Here is a 21664-nt window from a genome sequence, read left to right as displayed (position 1 = left end):
ATGTCCAAATGCCATTTTATGGTTATCGCTTGTCTGGCTGTCGTTATAAGTGGCTGCCAGTTGTCTGGCCCCGACGCCTCTGGCAGCCGCGAGGGTTATTTTACCTGGGTGGACGAGCAGGGGCGGGTAAGACAGTCGCCAATACCGCAGAGCACCGGTGAGAGAGATAAGGGCGAGGGCAAGGAGGCAAACGCTGAGGATGCTCCCCGAACTGGCTCTGCGGACTCGTCGGCTTCCGGGGATGATTCTTCCAGCGGGTACCACGAAGAATTCAATCTCGAAAATTATCCCGATGCCAATCAGCTCGAAAAAGACGGCTATGTTCGTCCGGGCGAACCCAAGCCTTATTTCACCTGGCGTGATGCCCAGGGCAATATTCGTGTCAGCTATTACCAGCCGGATACCCGGACCGCTGTCGAGAAGGGGCGCATCAAGCCGCCGATTCAACTGACGGAGGCCAGTATCCATCAACCGGGAGAAACGGTCGGGCTGCCGGGCCTGCCGGAAGATGCTGACCCCGAGGCCATGGCTGTCCTGGGAATCGATCCCGGAGAGGAACGTTTTTTCCAGCAGTGGGCAGGGCAATGCTGTCAGGCGCTGGAACGGTCGGAGCCTGAGCAATGGCAGGAAGGTCGTGAATTCGGGGTGTCCATGGGTGACGAGGCCCCCCGCCATTCATTCAGCACGGGTGAAAGCCATTACCGTCTGGTCAGGCTGCCGCCGGCGGAGCAAATTACCGATTTCATCCTCCACCTCAGGTCGTTCAACCACGAAGGAATGTTTGTGGCCTCGGTGGCGTTTCTTGATGCCTCGTTCGCCCCGGTTCGAATCGTGACTGACCTGGTTGCCAGCTATGTTCCTGAATCCTGGTACCAGTACGGCTACCTTCACGCTTACATTCCGGTGTTCCCGAGCCGGGGTGAGCGTTGGATGGTGATCTTCACGCGCGAGGCGGATCTGGCGGGGCAGACGGTTATCGAGGACAAGTACGGGCCCAAGGCCATCCCGCACACCCGTACCGGTGAACTCAGTCTCTCCCGGGCTGGCGAGTGACGTTCAGTCTTCAGGCTGGCTCAGGTCAAGCCATTGCTGTGACAGCCAATAATAGCTGCCATCGGGGGCCGGATGGGTGCAGTTGTAGCGAAAACGACGGCTGTTAAAGCTTCTAGGAGCCTTGAGAATGACTTTATCTCCACCCGATACCTGGAAGTCTACGCGCCCCTGGCCGGAGGCAAAACAACTCAACCGGTCGACGCTGATGGTGTTCGGTACGGTAAAAGCGAGGGTGGGCGGGTTCTCAGAGATAACGCCGTCCGGCAGCTTGTTGGCATCGACTGGCAGCGCCTTGCTACGTAGTTTGTCTTCAAGGCTGTTGAGTTGTCCGTAGGCGTTCGCCACCGGGAATCGAGGCAGACGTGTGGCGGCGGAAGTCTCCCCGATGGCGCCGGATTGCTGTCCAAAGCCGAGCCAGCCACGTGCCGCAATCTTGCGTAATAACGCGTCGTCAAACTCGCCGTAGGGATAGGCAAACATCGGAATGTTGGTCCCCAGTTTTTCGGAGAGTGTTTCCTGGGCCTCATCCAGGCTGCGATTGACACGTGCCTCCCAATCGTTATCGGATTCACCTGGGCGTTTTGCGAGGTGGCCGTGGTCTTTGCTGTGGTTGGCGATGGTCACGCCGTCGCGATCTCTGACTTCCTGCAACTGATCCCAGGTCATATAGCCATGGCTGCCCACGGCCTCGGTATTGACGAATATGGTGTACTCATACCCCCGCTCTTGCAGGGCTGGCGCTGCCTGTGAGTAGACGGATTCGTAGGCATCATCAAAGGTGATGGCAACCTGGGACCTGTCGTTCAGCTCACCCGCCAGTGCTGCGCGGGTTCCTGATTCAAGCGGAACGACCTCCAGCCCCAGATCCTCAATCATATCCAGTTGTCCCTGGAACAGGGACACTGACGTACTGGTGGAGGACGGCGTCGAGTCACTGACATGGTGGTACTGAAGCACTACCAGATCGGCATTGGCAGTCAGCGCGAACGCCGTGATGGGCAGGAGAAGGAGAGATCGGGTCATCATTCTTGGTGCCATTGGTGTGTCCTTGAAATCGGGAATTCCGGTGCAATCAGGTCCGAAAGTGAGCCTTGAGCACGGCGAAGGCCTGGTTTAGGTCCTGGATGGTTTCGGTTTCGCCACCCCGGTCCGGATGCGCATGCATAACAGCCCGCCGGAAGCGTTGTTTGACGTCGTCAAAGCCAGGGGGAATGGCATCAAAACCGAGGACGGCTGCGGCTTCACTCGCTTCTGTGGCGGCGGGTCGGTTGCCGCTGCGCCCGGCCCAGAAATCGTCCATCATCCGGTTTATGGCGTCTTCCGGCAGCTCGTACTTGGACAGGTCCAGGTAAAAATTCCGCAGTTCGTCCATGCGGTCGGGCACACCTGCGCCTGCCACCACAGAACTTTTGCGAAGTTGAATCACCAGTGGCGAAATGGTCAGGGTTTCTCCGCCGGTGGCGAGCTGATCCCGTAGCCGGTACAGCACATGGAACAGCAGGAAATGAACCGGATAGAGCTTGTCCGGTTCGCCAAAGTTGACCTCGCCAATCAGCTCCCAGGGCGGCTTTTGCAGGGTTTTGATAAGGACCAGCTCGTTGATTCCGGCTGGGTGCCGACGAAGAATATGCTCGGTGGCAACCAGCAGGTGCTGAATCTGAAAATTCAGCGTCTCATTGGGCGCGTCACCATCCAGCGCCTTGGCGCCCTGTGTTGCGGTATCGGGTTGATTCATGCCCCAATGGTAGGCGACAGGGCGCCGTTACGGAAGAGGCATGTCCCGCTCCAACCCCTTCAGGAACAGGTTGGTCGCGAACCGGGTGGCATTCCTGGCCTCGGCCTCGGCCTCGGCGGGCCGATTGTGGGCACGGTAGGCCAGGCGCAAGCTGAGTTCGTAGCCTACCCCGAAGAAAGCGGCGCACAGGTACTCTTCGTCCATCTCCGGCAACAGGCCACGCTCAACGGCGTTCCTGACATCGTCCTCCAGGGAGAGCAAGGCAAGCCCGAGAATGTCTGAGCCGAACAGTTCACGGATGGCACGATCGTTACGATGCGCCAGCTCGTAAACCAGGGGGTCGCTGGCGGTGGCCCGGAACAGCGAAAGGTATGCAAAGTAGATGAAGTCTTCAGCGGAATTGGCGGACTTTCGGCACTCGGTAAGGTTGTGATTGAGGCCGCTTAGGAAATCTGTCAGCAGAGCTGCAAAAATGTCCTGTTTGCTGGAAAAATAATTGTAGAAGGTGCCTGCCGCCAGGCCGGTACGGCGTACGATATCGCGGATGGTGGAGTTGTCGTACCCCCGTTCCCGAAAGCACTCCCGCGCCGCGTCAAGAATGGCACTGCGGTTGCGAATACGGTTGAATTCCCGTTTACCGGTGGCTTCCGGTTTTGTGTCTAACATATCCATGTCTGTATCCTGTCCCTGGAACTTTTGCACGCGTATAATCCGACGCTCACTGACCTTATGAACGACGTTTTCCTATGCCCGAAGCAATAACTGCCAACTCCGAAACCGCCCAGGCTCCTGAAGCGGAGCGCAAGCAGAAACTGGAACTGAACAAGCTGCAGAAGCGCCTGCGCCGGGAAATGGGGCAGGCGATTGCTGATTTCTCGATGATCGAGGCTGGTGACAAAGTCATGTGCTGCCTGTCTGGCGGCAAGGACTCCTACGCCATGCTCGATATCCTGCTGAATCTCCAGAAAAGCGCGCCGGTGCGCTTTGAGCTGATTGCTGTGAACCTGGATCAGAAGCAGCCCGGCTTCCCGGAAGAAGTGCTGCCTGAGTACCTTTCGGCTCTTGATATTGAGTATCACATCATCGAGAAGGACACCTACAGTATTGTTAAGGAAAAAGTACCGGAAGGGAAGACCACCTGCGGACTTTGTTCCCGCCTACGTCGCGGAATTCTCTATAATTTTGCAGAAGAACACGGCGTTACCAAGATTGCTTTGGGGCACCATCGGGATGACCTGCTGGAAACGCTGTTCCTGAACATGTTCTATGGTGGCAAGCTGAAATCCATGCCGCCGGTTCTGCACAGCGACGACGGCCGGAACACGGTGATTCGCCCGTTGGCATACAGCCGGGAGAAAGACATTGCGCGCTACGCCAGCTTGCGCCAGTTCCCGATCATTCCCTGCAACCTCTGCGGTTCCCAGGAAAACCTGCAGCGTCAGGTGATCAAGGACATGTTCCAGACCTGGGACAAGCAGCACCCGGGGCGCCTGGAAACCATGTTTCGGGCCATGTGTAACGTTGAGCCGTCACACCTCGCCGATACCTCCCTGTACAACTTCCGTGAGGGTCACCGCCATTCCGAACCGGGCCAAAGTGCCGGGACGGTCGAGCCCCAAACACCCGATTTCGGACGGTTGGACGTGCTTAATATCTGATCGGTTCGAGCCGGTAGTCCAGCCCTTGTCTATCCGTGACCGGTATGCAAAAAGGCGGTGACAGGAAGGGTCCAGATACCGAAACCAATCAGCAGCAGTCCGGCGATCTGCCGAAAGCGTTGGTGTTCCCGCAGTTTTCGGATCCAGGTGGCGGCGTAACCGGTGGCCAGCATGGATGGCAGGGTACCGAGGCCGAAGAACAACATGGTGGTGGCCGCGCTGCCCACCGAGGGTTGCAGGGCAGCCCAGCCCAGGGTGCTGTAGACCAGCCCGCAGGGCAACCAGCCCCAGAGTGCGCCAAGGATGAGCGCCTGGTGGAAATGATGCACCGGGAGCACTCGGGCGGTGAGCGGTGACAGACGTTTCCAGACCGGGGCACCGATGCGTTCCACGTAGCGGATGCCTTGCCACCACTGCCCCATGGACAGTCCCATCAGGATCAGCAGTATCCCTGCCATTGTTCGAAGTATCGGGCCAAGTTGCGTCCAATAGGCCGAGGCGCTGGTGCTCAGCAGCGCGATCAGGGCCGCAATCGCTGCATAGCTGCCAATCCGCCCGCCATTGAAGGCGAGCAGCATGGCGGTCTGGCGAACACGGAAGCCCCGGCCAACAGGCAGTGCCATGGACAGTGACGCGCTGATCCCTCCGCACATACTCAGGCAATGGGTGCTGCCGAGCAGGCCAATCAGGAAGGCGCTGGAATAACTCAGGTAAAGTTCTTCGCCCATCAGGATTTGTGGCTGTCGCCCGGCTCCTCGGCAGAGTTGGAGTTGGCATCCTGCTTGGGTTGTTTGGCGTCGTCCGGGATCATGTCTTTGTCATCGTCATAAAGGATGCGATGGGCAGGTCCATCAAGGTCATCGTATTGGCCGTTCTTGACGGCCCAGGAGAACAGCAGGATGCCTAGTGCCACCAGGATCAGCATGACCGGAACCAGGATCATTACGATTTGCACAGGGCTACCTCAAACGTGTTGGGTGATTCAGTGTTCACGGTATCAGGACGTTGCTTCGGCGCCAACCGCCGGGGCGTGGGATACCGGGTTGCCTCGCTGCCTACCTAGCCGCATGGCATTGAGTACCACCACCAGTGAGCTGAGGGACATGCCGATGGCCGCCAGCCAGGGTGGAACCAGACCCGCTGCCGCCAGGGGCAGGGCGCAGACGTTGTAGGCCAGTGCCCAGGCCATGTTCTGGCGGATGACGCGGCGTGTGTCCTGGCTGGCTTTCAGGGCTTCGGACAGTTGCGTTAACTGCCCGCTCAACAGCACTGCATCGGCCTTGAGTTGGGTCAGATCGGCAGCGCTTCCCATGGCCACGGACACACCAGCACCGGCCATGGAGGGCAGGTCGTTGAGGCCATCACCCACCATCATGATCTGGTGGCCCTGGTCGCGGAGGTTCTCCAGTACGCGGAGTTTCTCTTCCGGTGAGGCCTGGCCGATGGCTTCATCAATGCCGAGTCTGCCTGCTATCTGCTCAACGTGTCCTGAGCGGTCGCCGCTGAGCAGAATGGTGCGCAGTCCTGCATTTTGCAGGGCCTGGACGGCTTCTCTTGCATCCGGTCTGGGCTCGTCGTCCAGTGTGAACCTGGCCATCCAGCCACGGTCCGTGGCCAGCCATATCTCCATGCCTTTGGAGGTGTCGGCTTCCGGCGCCGGGCTACCCACCTTATCTTCCACAAAATCCCGGTGGCCAATGTAGAGGGGTGCCCCGTCTACCTGTCCCGAGAGACCACCGCCCAAGTGGTTTTGTACCTGCCTGGCGGCGTAACCGGGTATCTGGTGGAATACCCTGGCGATCGGGTGTTCCGAATGTTTCTCCAGGCTGGCTGCCAGTTGCCGGCATCGATCCGCATCAAGGTTGCCGAAGGTTCGGGTATCCACCAGGCTGAGTTCACCTCGGGTCAGGGTGCCGGTTTTATCGAAAATCACCGTGTCGATGGTGTTCAGGGATTCCAGAGTGTGTCCGCGTGTTGGAAGGAAGCCCAGCTTGCGAAGTCTCATGGTTGCCGACGTTATTGCCGTTGGAGTGGCGAGCGACAGGGCGCAGGGGCAAGTCACTACCAGTACCGAGAGCGTAATGTCGAAGGCATTATCGGCGCCGGCCATCCACCAGCCAATCCAGATGAGTGGGGCCAGGATCAGCACACGGCTGACAAACACGCCGGCAATTCGATCGGCCGCCAGCGCAACGGGTGGCTTCTCAGCCTGCACCCGATCCAGCACCCGCAAAATGCCGGACAGTCTGGTCTGTGTGCCGGCGCGGCGAACCTCAACCTCCAACGGGTTCTCGCCGTTGATGCTGCCAGCATGGACGGGGTCACCCTCGCTACGGGTTTCCGGCAGATATTCACCGGTCAAAGCCGCTTCGTTAAGGGTGGAGTGGCCGCTGACGATGACGCCGTCTGCGGGCAATGTTTCGCCAGGCCGGATGCGAATAACGTCGCCGGCAGCCAGGTCATGGGTGGCGACGATATCACTGCCGTTCCCCTGGATGCGGTTGGCGACCATGGGCTGGAAGCCGGCCAGCGCGTTGCCTGTCAGCCCGGCGCGGTAACGGGCCTGCATCTCAATGTAGCGGCCAAGCTGCAGGAAAAAGGTAAACATACAGACGGACTCGAAATAGACTTCCTCGCCGCCGAATACCGTCACCCATGCGCTGGCGACATAGGCCAGGCCAATCGCGGTGGCCACCGGTACGTCCATAGTCAGGTGACGGCTGCGAAGATCCCTGAATGCGTTTGTGAAGAACGGACGAGCGCTGTAAAGGACTACGGGGGTGGCGACCAGAAGACTGAACCAGCGGAAAAAACTGACAAACTCTGGCGACAGGTCATTCACCAGTTCGAAATAAAGCGGAAAGGCCAGCATCATGCTCTGGAACGAGCCTATCCCCGCGACAGCCAGGCGGATCAGTGCAGAGCGATGTTCGGCTTTCAGGGCTTTCTCGGCCTCATCGGCCTGATAGGGGCGGGCTCGATAGCCCAGTTCATGGACGGCAATCAGTAGCTGGCTGAGTTTTGAGTGCTCCGGGTTCCAGACCAGTCGCGCGCGCTGGGTGCTGTGATTGACGGAAAATGACACCACGCCCGGTTGCCTGGCCATGTGGTTTTCCAGCAACCATATGCAAGCGGCGCAGGTGATGCCGCTTACAAGCAGTGTGGCTTCCTGGCCAGCGGTAACGGGAGATACAAACGACTTCTGAACCAGGGGATGGTCCACTTCGAGGATACGGTTCCGTTCGGAATCGCTGAGTGCCTTTGGGGTGACGGCCGGCTCGGTGCGGAACTGGTAGAACCCGGTGAGGCCTTCGGCGCGAATGGTCTCACAGACCGCCTTGCACCCAACGCAGCAGAAGTGTCGCAACGCTCCTTCAAGTTCCAGGGTGATGGGTGGCGTTCCAGTGGCCGGCTCACCACAATGATAACAATCCAAGGGGATCACCCGCGGTCTTCTGTGACCGCACCGAGGCTCAGGGAGCGTTGCGATGGCAGGCTGGACTCACCTTTCAGTCGCCATTGGTTGTCCGGGCCACGCAGGTCAAAGTACCAGCGGCCTTCAATCGGCTGATTCAGGGTGGCGCTGTATAGTCCCTCGCCGATTGCCCGGAATTGTATGGTGCGGTCGTACTCCGACATGGTCGGGTGATACAGGCTCAGTATCAGGTAAGGGTAGTTCGCAGGGCCGTCGGCAGTATCCATGGAGAGGGTGATTTCCCGTTCGCCAAATGTCATATCTGCCGTCAGGCCCAGGTCTTGGGCTTTCTGGTCGCGTGCAATTGCCATGTTGATCCCGCGACCCTCCTTGGAATAGTCGTCGGTTACCATGGAGTTGTCGGTGTTTATCGCGACCGTAATGGCGATGGAGCACCAGATAATGGCGGCGCCGGGAAATATCAGCAGGAACCAGAGCCAGGGTTGCCGGTACCAGGGAACGACGGGTGCGTTTTCATTCATAGTGCTGTCTCTCAAGGCTGGTCTCCCTGGTTGGTGTCAGGGGATCAGCGATTTGGACCGACAAACCGGCTTTCGGTTTCAAGAACGAGCGATTCGTCGGATTGTGATTCAAGCGTGAAGACAATGGCATTGTTGCTTTCCGAGAGTTTCTCGGGCGCGACATCCACCACCGTCGGCAGTGCCCGGTTCTCACTGCTCGCCACCGTCAGGGTGTTCTCGGTCAGCAACCGGATGCCTTCCAGGCCTGAAACCGAGATCGTAAAGGTCTGCGGCACTTCCGACATATTGGCGACTTTGAGGGTGTAGGTATTCTCTACCCGGCCTTCACCGTTGAAGCTGAAGAGGGCGCCTCGATCCCTCAGGACATCAAGCTGTGCCGGAACCCGGGTGGCAATTGTGAATACAATCGCGCCAACCATCAGCAGCAATACCAGCCCGTAACCAAAGGTGCGCGGTCTCATCAGCTTCGAGGTTTTGCCTTCCAGTTCGTTTTCAGTGGTATAGCGAATCAGGCCGCGCGGATATTCCATCTTGTCCATGACTTCGTCACACGCATCAATGCACAGCGCGCAGCCAATACACTCGTACTGCAGCCCGTCTCGAATGTCGATGCCGGTAGGGCATACCTGAACACACTGGCCACAGTCGATGCAGTCACCAAGGCCCAGTTCCGAGGGTTCAATGCCTTTCTTGCGCCCGCCGCGGGGCTCCCCCCGGTTGGGATCATAGGACACCACGCGGGTATCGGGGTCGAACATGACGGACTGGAAGCGGGCGTAGGGGCACATATACAGACATACCTGCTCACGCAGCCAGCCGGCGTTCAGGTAGGTGGCGGCCGTAAAGAAGGCGACCCAGAAATAGGCCCAACCGTTGGCCTGCAGGGTGAACAGGTCGGTGATGAGTTCACGGATGGGGTAGAAGTAACCAACAAAGGTCAGGCCGGTGGCGAGCGCAATCAGTAGCCACGCGGAGTGCTTTGCGGATTTTTTGGCGATTTTCTCAGCGGAACGGGGCGCCTTGTCCAGCTTCATCCGCTTATTGCGGCTGCCCTCTATACGCTCCTCCACCCACATGAAGATAAATGTCCAAACGGTTTGGGGGCATGTGTAGCCACACCACACCCGGCCGAACAGCGTGGTGATAAAAAACAGGCCAAAAGCGGCGATGATCAGCATACCCGATAGCAGGATAAAATCCTGGGGATAGAACGTGGTTCCGTAGAGGTGGAATTCCCGCGCCGGGAGATCGAAATGAATCAGCGGCTGACCATCCACGGTAAACCAGACGAACAGGAAGTACATGCCCATCAGAGCTGTCAGGCTGACATTCCGGATACGCTGAAAGAAGCCCTTCTTGACCCCTTTGACGTAGATCTTTTTGCGGCTGGCGTATAGCTCGACAGTTCCGGTGTTTTTATTGTTGTCGGAGGTGTCAGAGGATGGGTCAATCTGTTTGACCGGAATCTCACTGCTCATCGTTACCTCCCGATGATGTGGCGCCCTGATTCACAGTGGACTGTGGGGCAGTCGATCTTCTCAAGCCTTGGTCCGCAGGTGGCAGGCCAAGGGTTGAGCAGACCGGGCCGGGACAGAATCCCGGCCGGGTACTCAGTTGGACAGGCTGTAGACGTACGCAGCCAGGATCTGGATCTGATCGTCGGAGAGCCGGTCACCCTGTGCGGGCATCTGGTTCGCACGACCGTTTACCACGGTTTCCTTGATCCACTCGTAGGTGGAGCCGTACAGCCAGGTATTGTCGGTGAGGTTCGGGGCGCCCATAGCCTGGTTGCCCTTGCCGTCCTGACCGTGACAGGCCACGCAGGCCTGTGCAAACACCTGCTCGCCCTTGGCAGCGGCTTCTTCGTCTTTTGCCCGGTCGCTGAAACTGAGCACGTAGTTTACAACCTGATCGACCTGCTCAGAGGTCATGCCCGGCATGGTGCCCTTCGCGGGCATGTTGCCGTTACGCCCCTGGTGCAGGGTGGTCAGGATGGTGTCCGGGTCGCCGCCATACAGCCAGTCGTCATCCGTCAGGTTGGGAAACCCGAGGGAGCCGCGCCCTGCGGAACCGTGGCAGACGGCACAGTTGTTGGCGAACAGCCGCTGGCCCATTTTCATGGCGTCGTCGTTCTCTGCCAGCTCGGCCACCGGTGTGTCACCAAACTTGGCGTAGAGCTCGCCGTAACGGGCATCGGCCTGCTGCATTTCGGCCTGCCACTGGTTCTCAGCGGTCCATCCCAGCAGCCCCTTGTAGTTACCCAGGCCCGGGTACAGGGCGAGATAGCCCAGTGCGAAAACACAGGTCGCGATAAAGAGGTAGTACCACCACTTTGGCAGCGGGTTGTCGTATTCTTCAATGCCATCGAACGAATGACCAACGGTTTTGTTGGTTTCAGTATCGGTGGTCTGGCCCTTGCGGGTGGCATACAGAAGCCACCAACAGCCAAACACGGTACCGAGCACGATCACGCTGATCCAGATGCTCCAGAAGGTACTCATTGCTTTTTCTCCGTTTGTTCCTGTTCAAGAGTACGCTTTTCCACGTCGTCATCCTCGAAGGGCAGGTGGGCCGCCTCGTCGTTGGGCTTCTTCCGGTGGGCGCTGTAGGCCCACCAGATGATGCCAAGGAACATGGCCATAATGACCAGTGAGTGAATGCCGCGTAACTCGTTAATATCCATGGGGATCACCGTTTATCTGAAATCACGGTACCAAGCTGCTGCAGGTACGCCACCAGGGCTTCGATTTCGAATTTGCCCCTGACTTCGTCGGCCGCACCGGCAACCTGCTCGTCGGTATAGGGCACGCCCAGGGTCTGGAGCGTTTCCAGCTTGGACTCGGTGCTGGTGTGATCGATGCGATTCTCGAACAGCCACGGGAAAGCGGGCATGTTGGATTCAGGCACAACGCTGCGGGGATCGTACAGGTGCTGGCGCTGCCAGGCGTCGGAGTAGCGACCACCGACACGCGCCAGGTCAGGACCGGTACGCTTGGAGCCCCACAGGAACGGACGATCGTAGACAAACTCGCCCGCAACGGAGTAGTGGCCGTAGCGCTCGGTTTCAGCGCGGAACGGACGGATCTGCTGGGTGTGGCAGACGTGACAGCCTTCACGGATATAGATGTCCCGGCCTTCCAGTTCCAGTGCTGACAGGGGCTCAAGGCCTTCAACCGGCTCGTTGGTCTCGTCCAGGAAGAACAGCGGAACCACTTCTGCCAGGAAACCACCACTGATGGTGAAGATGATCAGTACGATCATCAGCCCCAGGTTCTTTTCAACAATTTCGTGTTTCATTGATTCTGTCTCCCGTTACGCCGCTTGCGCTGCTGTATTGTCCTGAGCAACGGCTTCCTTCTGACGCACGGTCATGTATACGTTGTATGCCATCACCAGCATACCGGTCAGGAAAATCACACCGCCAAGGAATCGCACGAAATAGCCTGATTCGGACGCTTCAAGGGCTTCGACAAAACTGTAGGTCAGGGTTCCGTCTTCGTTGACGGCGCGCCACATAAGCCCCTGCATAATACCGTTCACCCACATGGCAACGATGTAGAGTACGGTGCCCACGGTGGCCAGCCAGAAGTGGACGTTGATCAGGCTGACGCTGTACATGGCCTGAAGGCCCCACAGCTTGGGAATCAGGTGATAGATGGCGCCGATACTGATCATGGCAACCCAGCCCAGTGCACCGGAGTGTACGTGGCCAATGGTCCAGTCCGTGTTGTGCGACAGCGCGTTAACCGTCTTGATGGCCATCATCGGGCCTTCAAACGTGGACATGCCGTAGAACGACAGAGACACCACGAGGAAGCGGAGGATCGGGTCGGTACGCAGTTTGTGCCAGGCACCCGACAGCGTCATCATACCGTTGATCATGCCGCCCCAGGAGGGTGCAAGCAGGATCAGAGACATTACCATGCCCGCGGTTTGGGCCCAGTCCGGTAACGCCGAGTAGTGCAGGTGGTGGCCACCCGCCCATACGTAGGTCGCAATCAGCGCCCAGAAGTGAACGATGGACAGGCGATAAGAGTAGATAGGGCGGTTGGCCTGTTTGGGAACAAAGTAATACATCATCCCCAGGAAGCCTGCAGTCAGGAAGAAACCGACCGCGTTGTGGCCCCACCACCACTGCATCATCGCGTCTGTCACGCCCGCGTAGGCGGAGTAGGATTTGAAGGCGCCCGCCGGTAAGGCCAGGTTGTTACCAATGTGCAGAATGGCCACGGTCAGGATGAAACCGCCGTAGAACCAGTTGGCCACATAGATGTGGGCAGTGGCGCGCCGCATGATTGTGCCAAAGAAAACCAGTGCGTAGGACACCCAGACAATGGCGATAAGGATATCAATTGGCCACTCGAGTTCTGCGTATTCCTTGGAAGAGGTGAGGCCCATTGGCAGGGTAATGATCGCCGCAACCATCACGGCTTGCCAGCCCCAGAAGGTGAACGCCGCGAGCCCATCGGAGATCAGTCGCGCCTGACAGGTACGCTGAACAACGTAATAGGAGGTGGCAAACAGTGCCGAACCACCAAACCCGAAGATGACGAGGTTTGTGTGGAGCGGCCGTAAACGACCGAAGTGAGTCCAGGAGAAATCCAGGTTCATCGAGGGCCAAACAAGCTGGGATGCGATCAGCACACCCATGCCCATGCCAACAATGCCCCAGACCAACGTCATGATGGCAAACTGTCTCACCACCTTGTAGTTGTATGTCAGGTTAGCATTTACTGTGCTCATAGCCTTACCAATGGGTTTAGAGTGGGGAAAATATGCGGGCGCAAGTATGGAGAAACGATTAGCTGTTTGCAATGACGTAGATCAACTCTGAAACTCTGTCAACTGGGTCTAAATCAGTAACATGGCGAATCTACAAGGGTAATCACGAATGCTCCAAAAGCGGTTTTTGATGTTCGGTTGATGCATTGCTTCCCGGAACACTAATGATAGTCATAATTCGGAGGTTTGGTGAATTCTGTAACCGTATTCAAAACCAGGGCGAAAAGTAGTGTGGCAGCGCCGGTGCTTGTCCTTGCACATGGCGCAGGTGCACCCGCCGATTCGCCGTTCATGGAGCTCCTGGCGGCAGCGCTTTCAGCGCAGGGCGTGACGACCGTCAGGTTTGAGTTCCCCTATATGGAGAAGCGGCGGGAGGATGGCAAAAAGCGGCCACCAGACCGCCAGCCAACACTACTTGGGCATTTCCGCACGGTCATTGCAGAAACTTGCGCCGGCATCGACGGGCAGGCCGGCGTTTTTGTCGGAGGCAAGTCCATGGGGGGAAGAATGGCCAGCATTCTGGCTGCTGAGCCCGGCATTGACGACGCGGTGCGTGGTGCTGTGTGTTTCGGCTATCCCTTTCATCCTCCTGGCAAAAATGATCGGTGGCGGACGGATCATTTCCAGTCACTGTGCCGGTCAATACAGATCATTCAGGGAACGCGGGACCCTTTCGGCAAACAGGCAGAGGTTGAGGCGCGTGCACTGGACACCCTGGATAACGTAAATTTGGCGTGGCTGGAAGGTGGAGACCACGATTATCGGCCCCTGGCGCGACAGAGTGAGAGCCGGGAAGATCTGATTCAGCAGGCGGCGGCAGCAGCTGCGAGGTTTATGATCGGGCAGGAATGAGTCAGGAGACCTCGGGCGTCGCTTGCTCAGTCCGGTTTCGACCGCACGCTTTGGCACGATAGAGCGCCTCATCGGCACGCCGGAACAGATCTCGCTCATCATCCCCCTGGGATAACGTGGCGGTACCGGCGCTCATGGTCAGCGTAACCGGTGTGCCATCGTCCGCAGGCACGCGTATCGCAGCGATATCCTCAAGAATCCCTTCACAGACACCCAGAGCGCCATTCGCGTCGGTGCCGGGTAACAGGATGGCGAATTCCTCTCCGCCAAAGCGGATAGCAACATCACGGGGTCGTTTGACGTGGCGCCTGAGAATGTCGGCAATGTGTTGCAGGCAACGATCACCAAACTCGTGCCCCCAGGAGTCGTTGACAGCCTTGAAGTGGTCGGCATCCAATAGAGCAATGGTCAGGGGTTGACCAGTACGTCGGGCTTCGGCACAGAGTTCCGGCAGCAGGTTGTCCATATGACGGCGATTATGGAGCCCGGTCAGAGCGTCATTGAGGCTTAGGGTTGCCAGCTGCCGGTTTGCCTTTTCCAGCTCTCTCATGGTGCTGCGAAGCTGCGCGGTGCGTTCATGCACCTTTAACTCGAGCTCGGTTCTGGCGTTATGCTCTACGTCCAGAAGCTTTTTATTCAATAGCCGCCAACGCTGCACCATGGCGTAATTGAGCAGAATAACCTGCGCTCCAACGGCGGCCTGCATAAAGATTTCCCGTGCCAGGAAGTCAGCCAGGTAACCAAAGGCAGCCATTGAATAGATCAGGGCGCCTGCCAACATGCCAGACCATGCCACTACGTACCACTTGGCGGGAGAATATCCCTGGCGCCAGCGGATGATGCCAATGATAAACAGGCAGGCAATGATCAGCAGTGCAATCCCGGTATTCAATACGATGGATCTGTTGTAGGGCAACAGGAATGCCATGATGAACAGGCCTGCGCTGGTCAGGGCAAGCCCCGTCAACACCTTGTTCGCAATCGTGTTGGTGGGGATTTCGAGGAATGAGCGCCCGAACAGGGTCATGGCCAGCGAACTGATCGACATCAGCATGGGAATCGATGTATTGGCGAAACCGGTACTGTCGGGCCAGAAATACTGGTTGGCGAAACCGCCCATGGCGAACAGGAACAGCCCAAGGGATGCCATGTAAAAGGCGTTGTAGAAGTAGTAGCCGGTGCCGGAACTGAAAAAGAGCAGCAGGTTGAATACCGCAAAGACCAGCAACGCCCCATAGAAGAAGCCGTGCAGGAGGGTAAGGTGGTTGCTTTCCGCGATCGTCGTTTCCGGCGTTTTCAGCGACAGCGGAACGTTCAATGCCCCGCTGCTCTGAATCCGCAAGGTGATGGTTTGGGTTTCGCCAGCGCCGAGCGTGACGGGGAGCAGGAAATACCGGTAATCTATGCCCCGCGAGAGAAAGGGGTGCTGGTCCCCCGTGGTCAAGGCTGGTTCAACGAGTTCGCTGGAGCGCCAGAACGTTACTTCATCCAGCAGTGGGTAATTGAGCTTCAGGTACCAGAGCTTCTGGCTATCGCCGGAATTCCGAACATTGAGGCGAACCCAGTACACCGAATCGGTGTGGCTGAATACCAGATCGTGTCCCCTGGCGGATGTCCATTGAATATCCGCCGGCAGTTCACGGGGGGATTCGGCCCGATGTGCGGGCGTGTCGGGTGCTGCGCTCAGGAAGCAGACATGGTTCATCAGCGCTTCCCGTTGCACCGGATCGATGGCGTCCAGCGCCGGGCAATGAGGTGTCGTTCCCGGATGGGTCGCCAGTGACAGGTCCGTGACCAGTAATAGCCCGATCAGTGGGAACAGAAAGCGCAGGTACAGCGGCATTAAGGTATTCCTGCCAGCGGAAAGCCCAATAGTGTAGACAAATGCGGGCTGTGTATATGTTAAACAGATTCAAATTTGGGGTTTCTGGTGAGAAGCCCTGTCCAGGTGCCTAATGGAACAACTGATTGCAATTTGTCGTCCCGGGTTCGAGACGGAAGCGGGGCGGGAGTTAACCGACTCGGCTGCCAGCGGCGGGGTCTATGGTTACTTCGAGCCCTCTGTAAACCAGGGATTTCTGACCTTTCACTGCCCGGGGCCCGGGCAGGTGGAGATGCTGGTCCAGCGGCTGTCCATCGACCAGCTGGTGTTTGTCAGGGACTGGTTTGTGGTTTTAGCGGACGTAGCCCTGCCCACGTCGGATCGCGTCGGCGCCGTTATTGACGCATTGCGGTCCGTTGATGGGGCGATTCCTGTCTGTGCCCGTATTGAAATTCGTCTTCCCGAAAACAACGCTGACGCAGACCTCGGCAACTTCGCCCGCAAATGGGTTTCCCCACTGTCGAAAGCGCTCAGGGGCGCCGGGTTACTGGAGAAGGATTCGAAAGCTGAGTCGCCGGCACGGCTTGAAGTGTTGCTGACGGGGTTTGAACGCGCCATCGTCGGGTTCAGCCTGGCCGGCAATCGTGCGCGTTACGTCAGTGGTATACCAAGGCTTCGACTGCCCGCGTCCGCCCCCAGCCGATCGGCGCTGAAACTGGAAGAAGCGTGGAAGGTGTTCCTGCCCCCGGGCCAGGAACTGGACTACCTGGGAAGCGGCAAGCAGGCTGTGGATCTGGGCGCTGCTCCCGGTGGCTGGACCTGGCAACTGGTCCGGCAGGGTATGATGGTGACCGCCGTTGATAATGGGCCCATGAATGTTGAGTTGATGGCTTCCGGACACGTAGAGCATGTTGAGGCAGATGGTTATCAATGGAGGCCCCGGCGCGGTGTGGACTGGATGGTGTGCGATATCGTCGACCATCCACGCCGAACCTCGGAGATGGTCGTGCATTGGCTGTCTGCCAAGCTTTGTCGCTATACCGTTTTCAATCTGAAACTACCGATGAAAAAACGATACGACGAGTGGTTGGTGTGCAAGGACATCCTGGAAGAAGGCCTTGCACAGACGGAAATGAACTTTCTGCTGAGGGCCCGTCACCTCTACCACGATCGTGAGGAGATCACCTGCTTCATAGAACGCAGGGACTGAGCGCCTGTAAATAGCGTGCTTTAGCTATGCTGCCACACGGTGATAATCTCGTCCCGGTCCATCATTGGAATCAGCTCCGCCATCAGTTCCCGGCGTTCCTCTGAGAGGAACCAGCGCTGCCAGTCGGCTTCGGAGCGCCAGTTGGAGAGGGTAAGGCGATGGTTGGAGTCGTGGGTATCGACCAGCGTTTCACCGGAAACGAAGCCGGGGGCGCTTACGGCGTTCTGAAGGACCTTGCGGGATCTGTCCTCGTAGGCGGATTCGAGTGTTTCAGCAATATGACGTTCAATCAGCACCCGGATCATTGTTTACCTCGTTTTGTTTTTTGACATCTATAAACAATAATTTAGCACGTATTTTCCAAAATTCAGGTGGAATCGCAGGAGGAAGAACATTGGGACAACCGGAACACGATGCAGAGCTGGACGCCCGGGGACTGTTTTGCCCCGAACCCGTCATGCTGCTGCATAATAGAATCGTGGATATCAGTATAGGGGGCGTCTTGAAGGTGGTTGCCACGGACCCGTCAACAACCCGGGATATACCGAGGTTCTGCCAGTTCCTGAATCACGAGCTGGTGTACAGCGCCGAGGATGACCAGGAGTTTGTTTACTTCATCCGACGAGGGGAGTGACTGAAGGCTGTCAGGAGCCGCCCGACATGTCCAGTGCGTTCAGATGGCCGAGGAACTGTTCGCGGTCCATTTCGCCCAGTATCCGGGCGGTTTCCAGCTCAGCCCCATCGTTGCCATAGAACAGAATGGCTGGCGGGCCGAACAGCCCCAGTTCCTCAAGCAGTGCCTGCTGGGCGGGCGTGTTGTCCGTCATGTCCAGTTGCAGCAGTGTGTAGGGTGACAGCGCCTGGATCACAGAGTCATTGCTGAAAACGTTCCGCTCCATAACCTTGCAGGAGATACACCAGTCGGCGTAGAAGTCCAGCATGACCGGGGTGCCGTTTCGTTTGGCCTGGGCCAGTTGATTGCGAATATCGGCGGGCGATTCCAGGCGGAGGAACTGGGCGTGGGCCATCTGGGAGGCAGAGCCACCCGCAACCGCCGGGTTGGCTGCCGTGAACGGCGCTAATGGCTTCATTGGATCATTGGCGCCAGACACCGCGCCGGCCAAGAGCGCAATACCGTAGGCAAACATCACCAGGCCGAGGCCTTTGCGAGTGCGCTCCCAGCCAGCCTTTGCGGCATCGAAGGCTCCGAGCTGCACGCCAGTCACGGCAATCAGTAACCCCCAGAGTGTCAGCGCCAGCCAGGCTGGTACCAGCCGTTCCACCAACCAGATTGCAACCGCCAGCAGCATGACGCCGTAGAAGGCCTTAACCACGTTCATCCAGGGACCGGTGGAAGGCAACAGTTTGCGGCCACCCACCGCCACGAGTATCAGGGGAATGCCCATGCCGAGCCCAAGGGCGAACAGGGCAACGCCTCCAATGACGGCATCCTGGGTGGTACTGATGTAAAGCAGGCTGCCAGCAAGCGGTGCCGACACGCAGGGTGAAACGATCAGTGCTGACAGCGCGCCGATGCCGAAGATGCTGACCACGCGGCTGCCGGTCAGGCGATGGCTGGCATCGTTGAGCGGTTCCCGGATAAACCGGGGAAGCTGGATCTCAAACAGGTTGAACATGGAGAGGGCAAATACCACGAACAGTGCCGCGAAAACGCTCAGCACCCACGGCGACTGCAGGTGTGCCTGAAGGTTGAAACTGGCACCCAGTAACCCGGTAATCACACCCGCTGCGGCATAAGTCAGTGCCATACCCAGGACATAGCTGCCGGAAAGCAGCAGCGCGTGGGCGGTGGTGCTGGTGTTGCGACTGGACACCAGTGAGGAAATGATTGGCACCATGGGTAGGACGCAGGGTGTAAAGGTCAGCCCCAGCCCAAGTAGCAGAAACAGGGCCGCGATGACCAGGACAGACTGGTTGGCCAAAAAGCCGGCGAGCCCAGTCGCCGAGGATGTATCCGTGGGTGCATTTGTTGACGATGACTGGGCATTGCCTGATGACCCCGAAGAGCCGGACATGCCGGCAGGAACGGGGGCGTCGTTGCTTCCGGCGCTGGCGTAGTACAGCGCGTCACGGCTTTGCGGCGGGTAGCACAGGCCTGCCTTGGCACAGCCCTGGTAGGTAACCTGAAGCTCCGCCTCGCGGACGCCTTCCGGAAGATTGACCGGGACGCGTGCCTGAACCGGGTCGTAGAAGACCGTGACCTTGCCGAAGAACTCATCCTCCGTATCGGTACCTGTGTAGGAGAAATCAGGTTCACCCAGGGTGACGCCGTCTGTTTTGCTGCTTACCTGGATGCGGCCTTTATAGAGGTAGTGTTCAGGGGTGACGTCCCAGGACAGCACAATAGCGCCGGTATCGACGGTGTAATTGAACGGCAGGGCTTCGTCCACCGGAAGGAAATCGTTGCTGCCGCCGAACAGCGAATTGCCTGCCGCGGACGCGAACAGCGATACGGCGGACAGTGCCAGAAACACTAAAAAGCGGCTCAGCACCCGATGGAGAGCACTACTGCGTGAGGCTGTGTTGTTGCCGGTCATAGTCAATGGATTACCGTAGCTGGTTCTGGAAATATCTGCGTGGTCTCAGTGTCTGTTGAAACCCTGCATCCCAAGGTTGCAATGGACTCATTTGTCAGGCAAAAGTTCCCTCTGGTATTGAACGGTCTAAAGTCGCACAATAGCCGTCCCATGAAACACGATCCTGATGATCTTATCATGCTGTTCAGTGACCTGTTCCGGGAGGATTACCGGACCGTTCTGGTCAAGGGCAGCGATGAGCCTGAATACCTGCCCGCAACGGCGTCTGGCAGTTACGCACAGATTATCTTTGCTCACGGTTATTATGCCAGTGCTCTGCATGAAATCAGTCATTGGTGTATCGCCGGTGAGCACCGGCGCACACTTCGGGACTTTGGCTACTGGTACTGTCCCGATGGCCGCGACGAGGCGCAGCAGCAAGCCTTTGAAAAGGCTGAAATCAAGCCGCAGGCCCTGGAATGGCTGTTCTCTGCCGCATCGGGCACACGTTTCCACATCAGCGTCGACAATCTCTCCGGTTGCGGGGCATGGGATGAGAACGCCTTTCGCAGGAATGTGCGGGCGCAGGCAGATTATTACCTTGAGCACGGCATGCCGGCCCGCGCGGGCCTGTTTTTCGAGACGCTCAAGACATTTTACGGAACCGCGGCTGATTTTAACGAAGTCTGGAAGAAAGAGACCAGGCGCCTGATGCCCGACGATTCCGCCACAGACACTGAGGTAGATTGAAGCAACATGACATCTGACGCACCCGAAGCCGGCAAAACCTTCTTCAAGGATCTCAACCTTGACCAGCGAGTGCTCGATGCCATCACCGATATCGGTTTTGAGCATTGCACACCCATCCAGGCAGAGACTCTTCCGTTCACCCTGGCGTGCCAGGACCTGATCGGCCAGGCTCAAACTGGCACCGGTAAAACCGCCGCATTCCTGATCACTGCTATCCAGAGCATGCTGGAAACGCCGATTCCGAAAGAGGACCGGTTCGCCTCGGAACCCCGGGTTCTGGCCCTGGCGCCAACCCGTGAACTGGCCATGCAGATCGCCAAGGACGCCGAGCAACTATGCGGCTACACGGGCCATAATGTGGTCACCGTGGTGGGTGGTATGAACTACGATAAACAGCGCGATCAGCTCCAGAACGAGATCGTTGACATACTGGTGGCAACCCCGGGCCGGCTGATTGATTTCCTGGGCTCTCAGGACGTTTTTCTCGACCAGCTCGACATCCTGATTCTGGATGAAGCGGATCGGATGCTGGACATGGGCTTTATTCCTGATGTGAAGCGCATTATCCGCAAGTGCACGCCAAAGGAAGAGCGTCAGACCTTGCTGTTCAGCGCCACCTTTAACCAGGACGTCCTCAACCTCGCCTCGATGTGGACCAAAAGTGCGGAATTCGTCGAGATCGAACCGGAACAGAAGACCGCCGAGCGAGTTAAGCAGACTGTCTACCTGGTGGGCGAGGATGAAAAACTGCCGGTACTGGTCAACTATCTTCAGCGCCCCGAGGTGGAAAAAGCCATCGTCTTTGCGAACCGTCGTGACCAGTGTCGTGACCTGGATGAGGACCTTCGCAACCAGGGCGTAAAGGTCGCGCTGATGTCAGGGGAAATCGCCCAGAACAAGCGGCTGAAGACATTGGAACAGTTCAAGAATGGCAGCATTCAGGTGCTGGTTGCCACGGATGTCGCCGGTCGTGGTATCCACGTTGACGGTGTAACCCACGTATTCAACTATAATCTGCCGGACAACGCTGAGGATTACGTTCACCGTATCGGACGCACCGGTCGGGCAGGGAAGCACGGTGTCTCTGTCAGCTTTGCCAGTGAGGACGATGCCTTTTCACTGCCGGCTATCGAGTCCTACATCAGCCAGAAACTGACCACGGCGGTGCCGGATGAAGCGCTGATGACCGAACTCGCCAAACCGCCGATCACTCGCAAGCGTGGTGGCCGGCGTCCCCAAGGCAACCGCAGCCAGGGTGGACGTGGCGGAAACCAGCGTCAACGCAGGAACTAACAGGTTGGGAAGCAG

22 protein-coding genes are annotated in these 21664 nt (G+C 58.0%); 7 read left to right on the top strand and 15 right to left on the bottom strand.

Annotated features, from left to right (window positions below; translation table 11 throughout):
* A complete protein-coding gene (locus AAGD24_RS12485; protein WP_075196245.1) occupies positions 1–1053 on the top strand; it encodes a MalM family protein in 1053 nt (350 codons plus the stop codon).
* Between the two features lie 3 nt (positions 1054–1056).
* Here AAGD24_RS12485 and AAGD24_RS12480 read toward each other — a convergent pair whose 3' ends face one another.
* Genes AAGD24_RS12480 through AAGD24_RS12470 form a run of 3 tightly spaced genes read right to left on the bottom strand, consistent with a single transcriptional unit; the run spans position 1057 to position 3460 of the window.
* Positions 1057–2079, bottom strand: coding sequence for a polysaccharide deacetylase family protein (locus AAGD24_RS12480; RefSeq protein ID WP_075196290.1), 1023 nt, complete (start codon positions 2077–2079; stop codon positions 1057–1059).
* Between the two features lie 46 nt (positions 2080–2125).
* Positions 2126–2788 (bottom strand): DNA-J related domain-containing protein, encoded by a 663-nt coding sequence (locus tag AAGD24_RS12475; RefSeq protein ID WP_136633166.1) that lies wholly within the window; start codon positions 2786–2788, stop codon positions 2126–2128.
* A gap of 27 nt (positions 2789–2815) precedes the next feature.
* Complete coding sequence (locus AAGD24_RS12470) at positions 2816–3460, bottom strand: TetR/AcrR family transcriptional regulator (RefSeq protein ID WP_136633165.1); 645 nt, start codon at positions 3458–3460, stop codon at positions 2816–2818.
* 74 nt (positions 3461–3534) lie between these two features.
* Between AAGD24_RS12470 and ttcA the strand changes: the two genes are divergently transcribed.
* On the top strand, positions 3535–4446 hold the full coding sequence (ttcA, locus tag AAGD24_RS12465) for a tRNA 2-thiocytidine(32) synthetase TtcA (protein WP_126812329.1): 912 nt from the start codon (positions 3535–3537) through the stop codon (positions 4444–4446).
* Positions 4447–4475: 29 nt separating this feature from the next.
* On the opposite strand, the gene AAGD24_RS12460 is transcribed toward ttcA, so the two are convergent.
* The 9 genes from AAGD24_RS12460 to ccoN form a co-directional block, all read right to left on the bottom strand.
* Entirely contained in the window at positions 4476–5174 is a 699-nt protein-coding gene (locus AAGD24_RS12460; protein WP_085680187.1) for a sulfite exporter TauE/SafE family protein, read from the bottom strand.
* Entirely contained in the window at positions 5174–5401 is a 228-nt protein-coding gene (ccoS, locus tag AAGD24_RS12455) for a cbb3-type cytochrome oxidase assembly protein CcoS (RefSeq protein WP_041334231.1), read from the bottom strand. Before ccoS ends, AAGD24_RS12460 begins: the two co-directional genes overlap by 1 nt.
* A gap of 42 nt (positions 5402–5443) precedes the next feature.
* The gene (locus AAGD24_RS12450; RefSeq protein ID WP_085680189.1) at positions 5444–7891 is read right to left on the bottom strand and encodes a heavy metal translocating P-type ATPase; all 2448 of its coding nucleotides are present in this window, start codon (positions 7889–7891) and stop codon (positions 5444–5446) included.
* Positions 7888–8403: a FixH family protein gene (locus tag AAGD24_RS12445; RefSeq protein ID WP_075196238.1), complete on the bottom strand. Its 516-nt coding sequence runs from the start codon at positions 8401–8403 to the stop codon at positions 7888–7890. The genes AAGD24_RS12450 and AAGD24_RS12445 overlap by 4 nt, the downstream gene beginning before the upstream one ends.
* 44 nt (positions 8404–8447) lie before the next feature.
* The gene (gene ccoG / locus AAGD24_RS12440; RefSeq protein WP_075196237.1) at positions 8448–9881 is read right to left on the bottom strand and encodes a cytochrome c oxidase accessory protein CcoG; all 1434 of its coding nucleotides are present in this window, start codon (positions 9879–9881) and stop codon (positions 8448–8450) included.
* Between the two features lie 132 nt (positions 9882–10013).
* Complete coding sequence (gene ccoP / locus AAGD24_RS12435; RefSeq protein WP_041334233.1) at positions 10014–10904, bottom strand: cytochrome-c oxidase, cbb3-type subunit III; 891 nt, start codon at positions 10902–10904, stop codon at positions 10014–10016.
* Complete coding sequence (locus AAGD24_RS12430) at positions 10901–11086, bottom strand: CcoQ/FixQ family Cbb3-type cytochrome c oxidase assembly chaperone (protein WP_036205261.1); 186 nt, start codon at positions 11084–11086, stop codon at positions 10901–10903. The genes ccoP and AAGD24_RS12430 overlap by 4 nt, the downstream gene beginning before the upstream one ends.
* A gap of 5 nt (positions 11087–11091) precedes the next feature.
* Complete coding sequence (gene ccoO, locus AAGD24_RS12425; RefSeq protein ID WP_007153695.1) at positions 11092–11700, bottom strand: cytochrome-c oxidase, cbb3-type subunit II; 609 nt, start codon at positions 11698–11700, stop codon at positions 11092–11094.
* A 15-nt stretch (positions 11701–11715) separates the two neighbouring features.
* Positions 11716–13146: a cytochrome-c oxidase, cbb3-type subunit I gene (gene ccoN, locus AAGD24_RS12420; protein ID WP_007153696.1), complete on the bottom strand. Its 1431-nt coding sequence runs from the start codon at positions 13144–13146 to the stop codon at positions 11716–11718.
* A 228-nt stretch (positions 13147–13374) separates the two neighbouring features.
* On the opposite strand from ccoN, the gene AAGD24_RS12415 reads away from it, so the two are divergent.
* Positions 13375–14037: an alpha/beta family hydrolase gene (locus AAGD24_RS12415; protein WP_379865294.1), complete on the top strand. Its 663-nt coding sequence runs from the start codon at positions 13375–13377 to the stop codon at positions 14035–14037.
* A 1-nt stretch (position 14038) separates the two neighbouring features.
* Here AAGD24_RS12415 and AAGD24_RS12410 read toward each other — a convergent pair whose 3' ends face one another.
* Positions 14039–15880, bottom strand: a complete 1842-nt coding sequence (locus tag AAGD24_RS12410) for a diguanylate cyclase (protein WP_199480591.1) — start codon at positions 15878–15880, stop codon at positions 14039–14041.
* Between the two features lie 112 nt (positions 15881–15992).
* On the opposite strand from AAGD24_RS12410, the gene rlmM reads away from it, so the two are divergent.
* Entirely contained in the window at positions 15993–17069 is a 1077-nt protein-coding gene (rlmM, locus tag AAGD24_RS12405; protein ID WP_199480592.1) for a 23S rRNA (cytidine(2498)-2'-O)-methyltransferase RlmM, read from the top strand.
* A gap of 20 nt (positions 17070–17089) precedes the next feature.
* Here the strand turns inward: rlmM and AAGD24_RS12400 are convergent, their stop codons facing one another.
* Positions 17090–17374 (bottom strand): antibiotic biosynthesis monooxygenase, encoded by a 285-nt coding sequence (locus tag AAGD24_RS12400; protein ID WP_041334237.1) that lies wholly within the window; start codon positions 17372–17374, stop codon positions 17090–17092.
* Positions 17375–17463: 89 nt separating this feature from the next.
* Here AAGD24_RS12400 and tusA point away from each other — a divergent pair, with 89 nt between their 5' ends.
* Positions 17464–17703, top strand: a complete 240-nt coding sequence (gene tusA, locus AAGD24_RS12395) for a sulfurtransferase TusA (protein ID WP_041334240.1) — start codon at positions 17464–17466, stop codon at positions 17701–17703.
* A gap of 10 nt (positions 17704–17713) precedes the next feature.
* Here tusA and dsbD read toward each other — a convergent pair whose 3' ends face one another.
* Positions 17714–19627 carry a protein-disulfide reductase DsbD gene (gene dsbD / locus AAGD24_RS12390; protein WP_075196233.1) on the bottom strand — a complete coding sequence of 638 codons (1914 nt, stop codon included), beginning with the start codon at positions 19625–19627 and terminating at the stop codon, positions 17714–17716.
* A 150-nt stretch (positions 19628–19777) separates the two neighbouring features.
* On the opposite strand from dsbD, the gene AAGD24_RS12385 reads away from it, so the two are divergent.
* Both AAGD24_RS12385 and AAGD24_RS12380 read left to right on the top strand, forming a co-directional pair.
* Positions 19778–20356, top strand: a complete 579-nt coding sequence (locus tag AAGD24_RS12385; protein ID WP_041336666.1) for an elongation factor P hydroxylase — start codon at positions 19778–19780, stop codon at positions 20354–20356.
* A gap of 6 nt (positions 20357–20362) precedes the next feature.
* Positions 20363–21649 (top strand): DEAD/DEAH box helicase, encoded by a 1287-nt coding sequence (locus AAGD24_RS12380; protein ID WP_041334245.1) that lies wholly within the window; start codon positions 20363–20365, stop codon positions 21647–21649.
* The last annotated feature ends 15 nt before the right edge of the window (positions 21650–21664 follow it).

The sequence above is a fragment of the Marinobacter sp. M5B genome (assembly GCF_042604615.1).
Classification (GTDB): domain Bacteria; phylum Pseudomonadota; class Gammaproteobacteria; order Pseudomonadales; family Oleiphilaceae; genus Marinobacter; species Marinobacter salarius.
Note: the sequence above shows the minus strand (reverse complement) of the source record. Positions and strands in the feature narration are given on the sequence as shown.

Coding starts and splice junctions, on each gene's coding strand:
- AAGD24_RS12480 (WP_075196290.1), bottom strand. CDS start 2,079: ATGATGACCCGATCTCTCCTTCTCCTGCCCATCACGGCGTTCGCGCTG.
- AAGD24_RS12430 (WP_036205261.1), bottom strand. CDS start 11,086: ATGGATATTAACGAGTTACGCGGCATTCACTCACTGGTCATTATGGCC.
- rlmM (WP_199480592.1), top strand. CDS start 15,993: ATGGAACAACTGATTGCAATTTGTCGTCCCGGGTTCGAGACGGAAGCG.
- AAGD24_RS12475 (WP_136633166.1), bottom strand. CDS start 2,788: ATGAATCAACCCGATACCGCAACACAGGGCGCCAAGGCGCTGGATGGT.
- AAGD24_RS12400 (WP_041334237.1), bottom strand. CDS start 17,374: ATGATCCGGGTGCTGATTGAACGTCATATTGCTGAAACACTCGAATCC.
- dsbD (WP_075196233.1), bottom strand. CDS start 19,627: ATGACCGGCAACAACACAGCCTCACGCAGTAGTGCTCTCCATCGGGTG.
- ttcA (WP_126812329.1), top strand. CDS start 3,535: ATGCCCGAAGCAATAACTGCCAACTCCGAAACCGCCCAGGCTCCTGAA.
- AAGD24_RS12485 (WP_075196245.1), top strand. CDS start 1: ATGTCCAAATGCCATTTTATGGTTATCGCTTGTCTGGCTGTCGTTATA.
- ccoN (WP_007153696.1), bottom strand. CDS start 13,146: ATGAGCACAGTAAATGCTAACCTGACATACAACTACAAGGTGGTGAGA.
- AAGD24_RS12380 (WP_041334245.1), top strand. CDS start 20,363: ATGACATCTGACGCACCCGAAGCCGGCAAAACCTTCTTCAAGGATCTC.
- AAGD24_RS12470 (WP_136633165.1), bottom strand. CDS start 3,460: ATGGATATGTTAGACACAAAACCGGAAGCCACCGGTAAACGGGAATTC.
- AAGD24_RS12385 (WP_041336666.1), top strand. CDS start 19,778: ATGAAACACGATCCTGATGATCTTATCATGCTGTTCAGTGACCTGTTC.
- AAGD24_RS12460 (WP_085680187.1), bottom strand. CDS start 5,174: ATGGGCGAAGAACTTTACCTGAGTTATTCCAGCGCCTTCCTGATTGGC.
- ccoG (WP_075196237.1), bottom strand. CDS start 9,881: ATGAGCAGTGAGATTCCGGTCAAACAGATTGACCCATCCTCTGACACC.
- AAGD24_RS12410 (WP_199480591.1), bottom strand. CDS start 15,880: ATGCCGCTGTACCTGCGCTTTCTGTTCCCACTGATCGGGCTATTACTG.
- ccoP (WP_041334233.1), bottom strand. CDS start 10,904: ATGAGTACCTTCTGGAGCATCTGGATCAGCGTGATCGTGCTCGGTACC.
- ccoO (WP_007153695.1), bottom strand. CDS start 11,700: ATGAAACACGAAATTGTTGAAAAGAACCTGGGGCTGATGATCGTACTG.
- AAGD24_RS12445 (WP_075196238.1), bottom strand. CDS start 8,403: ATGAATGAAAACGCACCCGTCGTTCCCTGGTACCGGCAACCCTGGCTC.